We start from the raw sequence: 3,904 nt of genomic DNA, 5'->3' as shown, positions 1-3,904 counted from the left end.
CATGTTGGCAAACCCGACCGGAGCCACCAGCCCTCCGGACCCGGACCAGGCGGAAATCTCTAGACCCGAGCGGTCCAAGGTTGGGTAGCAGTGCAAGAGCAGCCGACGAAGGGCTCCTTGTCCACTTCGGCGCCCTCGCGTCGCCGTCACGCCCAGATTACCGCGTTCTTCTAGGTGTCTAGCTGGGATTGGAGCCGGGCCATTTTGTTGCGCATGAGCGCGGGGTAGGCACTGGCCTGCATAGAGGAGCCCGTGGGGCGTAGCGGAGCAGGTCATTGCTTAGGCGGCAGCAGGCCAATGCGTCAGTCGATGACCGCTCTAATGTAATCTTGATAACGGTCTGGGTTGACGGAATCCAACCCACCTTGGATGCAACGCTGCTCTTGTACTATACTCGTCCAGCGCCATCAGTCGATATAGCGCATTAGAGTATCAGGAAATGTTCATGAATAAATCGGAGACCATTAATAATATAGTTTTGTCGGCCATTCGTGAGTTTAATACTAAAGGCATAGATGGAGCAAGGATAAGTAACATCGCGGAAGATGCTGGTGTAACCAAGCAATTGGTATATCACTACTTTAAGGGTAAGGTCGAGTTGTATCAAGCCGCGCTTGACTATGTGGCAGGCGGGATGAATTTAACTAATAATATCGAAATATACGATGAACTGTCGCCGTTGGAATCTATTGAACTCATAATAGACACCATCGCATCTGGATTTTCCAACAATCCAGGCTACGCAACCTTTGTGGTAGACCAGTTATTGCACAATAATGAAGGCATAGGCAAAAGCAATCAGTATATTGTGTCCATGCGGTTATTTATAGAATCTGTTTTTTATTCAGTTTTACAAAAAGGTATAAAATCCGGAGTTTTCCGGGAGAGTCTGGATTCAAATATTACGTTCTGGATGATTTTTAATACTGTTTCGTCCGGATTCTTAAATTGCTATATGCAGAAATCCATTTCCAATATAGATATCCATAGTCCTGACGAATCTGAAGCATGGCATAATGCTGTTCGGGATTTTGTTATAAATGCAATATCAAAATGATTAAAAATTATCTGTTTATTGTATAGGTAAGGCGGAACGGAGCGTGCTTTTATCGGGCGACATATTATTCGTGTACTGCGTAATTGCATTCAAGGCAAAGTCGGCGGCGAATGTTCGCCATAATTCGAGGTTTCCGGGAGCTGAGTAGTCAACCGGAACGAAGCCGGCGATGATCTTGCCGCCCGTGAAATTGCCAATCATTGCCAAGATTGTCACTGCAAACACCGCGTCGGCGTCAAGGCCAGAGCGGAAGGTTCCAGCCTCCTGACCGGCCCGGAAGATGTCGGAAAGCCGTGCCATCAATTGGGGGCTACGCCGCTTGAGCTCGCGACATTCGGGTATATGCTCTCCGCCATAGAGGCTCTGGTCATTGAAAAGACCGGCCAGAAACGGCCAGCGCACGAACAGGTCGAACACCCCGCACAGGAACACCCGCACTGCCTCCTGCGGCGGGAGGGCTTCATAGTCCGGCAGCGACAATTCCTGGATCGCCATTGCTGAAACATCCTCCATCACCGCGACATAGAGGTCGGCCTTTGTCCGGAAATAATGGTGGATGAGCTGCTTGGAAACGCCCGCCTCCAGCGCGATGACATCCAGTTTGGCACCTGCAAGGCCGGCGCGGCAGAACTCTTCGGTCGCCGCCGCAAGGATATGTTTTAAACCTTCACGCTTTGATTTGCGTCGCTTTCGCGGATTCGCCGAGGCCGCCTCTTCCATCTCCCTCGCCCTCTTCTTCATCCTGAACCGGGACAGGCACCATCGCTTAGTTTGGCTGTCACTACAATGATCGTGGATATTCCCGCCAGTCTCACATCCCTATTTAGCCTTAGCCAACACGCAGACGGAATTGAGGATGTGTATGCCTGATAACCAGATTCTGACCGCCGATCTGCCTGCCCATGTTCCCGGCGAGCTGGTCTGCGAAGACTATCCCTTTATCATGGGCGCGAACACCGCCGAGAACCCTTTCCGCACCATGGTGCCGGCTCTGCATGACGGTCCGGATCTGATCTATTCGACCAATTTCTATCCCGGATTCCAGCCGGCATGGATCCCGCGGCGGCTGGAAACTGTCCAGGCGTTGTACATGGACACCGAGCATTTTTCGAGCGCTGCTTTCTCACCATACCCGCAGTTGATCGGTGAGGACTGGAGCCTGGTGCCGGTCGAGATCGATCCGCCCGCTCACGCGACCTATCGCGCGCTGCTCAACCCGCTGTTCACCCCCGCGCGCTTGCGGGGGCTGGAAGACAGGGTGCGTGAAGCTGCGCGCGACACCATTGCCAAGTTCAAGGACGATGGCGAATGCGAGTTCATGCATGCCTTCGCGCTGCGCTTCCCGATCATCGTCTTTCTCGATCTGATGGGCCTGCCGCGCGATCGCATGGAGCAGTTCCTCGAATGGGAATTCATGCTGCTGCACAGTCTCGATATCGAGGATCTCGCCAAAGGCGCGCGGCTGTCGGTTGATTACTTGCGTGAAGTGATCGAAGAGAGGCGCAAGAATCCGGTCGATGACCTAGTCAGCTTGGCTGTTACGGCCACCGCCGACGGGCGCAAGCTCAACGACAATGAGTTGATCGGTCTGTGTTTCAATCTGTTCATCGGTGGGCTGGATACAGTTTCCACCAACATTGCTTGGCAGATCCGCCATCTCGCCGAGCACCCGGAAGACCAGCGCCGCTTGCGCGCCGATCCGTCGCTGATCCCCGCTGCAATCGAGGAAATGTATCGTCGCTATGCGGCGGTGACGACCTTCCGCACTTGCATCAAGCAGACCGTTCTCCATGGTGTCACCATCATGCCGGGCGACAAGATCGCCATGCCCACAACCCTGGCCAACACCGATCCGGCCGCCTGGGAGCGCCCCTTTGAGGTCGATTTCAACCGGGCGCCGCGCCATATAACCTTCGCCTACGGGGTACATCGCTGCGTTGGCGCGCCGCTGGCAAGGCGTGAGTCGGTGATCGCGATCGAGGAGCTGCTCGCGGCCATCCCTGAATTCAGCACCGCCGAGGGCGAGGCGCTGATCACCGAGCTGGGGCCAATCCTCCAGCCAAAGAACCTGCCGTTGGTCTGGGGTGGGCAACGTTCCCGTCGCGCTGCCGCCGCCGTCGAGCCTCAACCCGCCAACCTCCCGCAATCGGGAGGCCAGCGGCTCGAAGGAACGATTGCGGAAGTGACCGGGTTCCTCGCCGCCAGGCTGGGCTCCATGGAGCCATTCGGCAAGGTGATCGCAATGCATCTCGACGGGCACGAACTGCTCCTCGATGGAACTGCCAACCCGCCGAAACTGGTCACGGCAACCGATCAAAAGCCGGACGTCACCGTGCGGGCTGCACTCAAGGACTTCGTCGCGATCCTCAACAAGGAGATGAATCCCCAGCTCGCCATGGTGAAGGGCAAGCTCAAGGTCAGGGGCGATATCACGTCGGTAATGGCGCTGACCAAGCTGCTCTGACTGACACAATTCTGGCCGCTGAATGACTCTCCATCGGTTCAGCTACCAACACAAAGACAGGAATATTATGCCGGAAATTACGTTTATCACGCTCGCTGGAGAAGCGGTAAAAGCGCACGTGCCTCTCGGCATGACATTGATGCGCGGAGCCATCGAGGCGGGCATCGACGACATTCGGGCCGAATGCGGCGGCGTTGCTTCGTGCGGAACCTGCAAAATCATCGTCGATGATGCCGACCAGGGCAGGCTTCCCCCCGCCAGCATTCTCGAAGGCTCGATGCTGGAAGATGAGTAGCCCCTAGATTTCTGGACACCTTCGATCCTAATTTTGAGGACAGGAGGCGATGATGGGGAAGCCCAATTTCAGTGATGAGTTCAAGCGT

General features: G+C 55.3%; 4 protein-coding genes. 3 read left to right on the top strand and 1 reads right to left on the bottom strand.

Annotated features, from left to right (window positions below):
* The first annotated feature begins 445 nt into the window (after positions 1-445).
* Positions 446-1,057, top strand: coding sequence for a TetR/AcrR family transcriptional regulator (locus GGR44_RS16585; RefSeq protein WP_183956605.1), 612 nt, complete (start codon positions 446-448; stop codon positions 1,055-1,057).
* Between the two features lie 15 nt (positions 1,058-1,072).
* Here the strand turns inward: GGR44_RS16585 and GGR44_RS16580 are convergent, their stop codons facing one another.
* The gene (locus GGR44_RS16580; protein WP_183956604.1) at positions 1,073-1,777 is read right to left on the bottom strand and encodes a TetR/AcrR family transcriptional regulator; all 705 of its coding nucleotides are present in this window, start codon (positions 1,775-1,777) and stop codon (positions 1,073-1,075) included.
* A 142-nt stretch (positions 1,778-1,919) separates the two neighbouring features.
* On the opposite strand from GGR44_RS16580, the gene GGR44_RS16575 reads away from it, so the two are divergent.
* Together GGR44_RS16575 and GGR44_RS16570 are read left to right on the top strand one after the other, a co-directional pair.
* On the top strand, positions 1,920-3,521 hold the full coding sequence (locus GGR44_RS16575; protein ID WP_183956603.1) for a cytochrome P450: 1,602 nt from the start codon (positions 1,920-1,922) through the stop codon (positions 3,519-3,521).
* A 67-nt stretch (positions 3,522-3,588) separates the two neighbouring features.
* Positions 3,589-3,816, top strand: a complete 228-nt coding sequence (locus GGR44_RS16570) for a 2Fe-2S iron-sulfur cluster-binding protein (protein WP_183956602.1) — start codon at positions 3,589-3,591, stop codon at positions 3,814-3,816.
* Positions 3,817-3,904: the final 88 nt, after the last annotated feature.

The organism is Sphingobium fontiphilum (assembly GCF_014196635.1).
Lineage (GTDB): Bacteria > Pseudomonadota > Alphaproteobacteria > Sphingomonadales > Sphingomonadaceae > Sphingobium > Sphingobium fontiphilum.
This window is presented reverse-complemented; position numbering and strand designations above follow the sequence as displayed.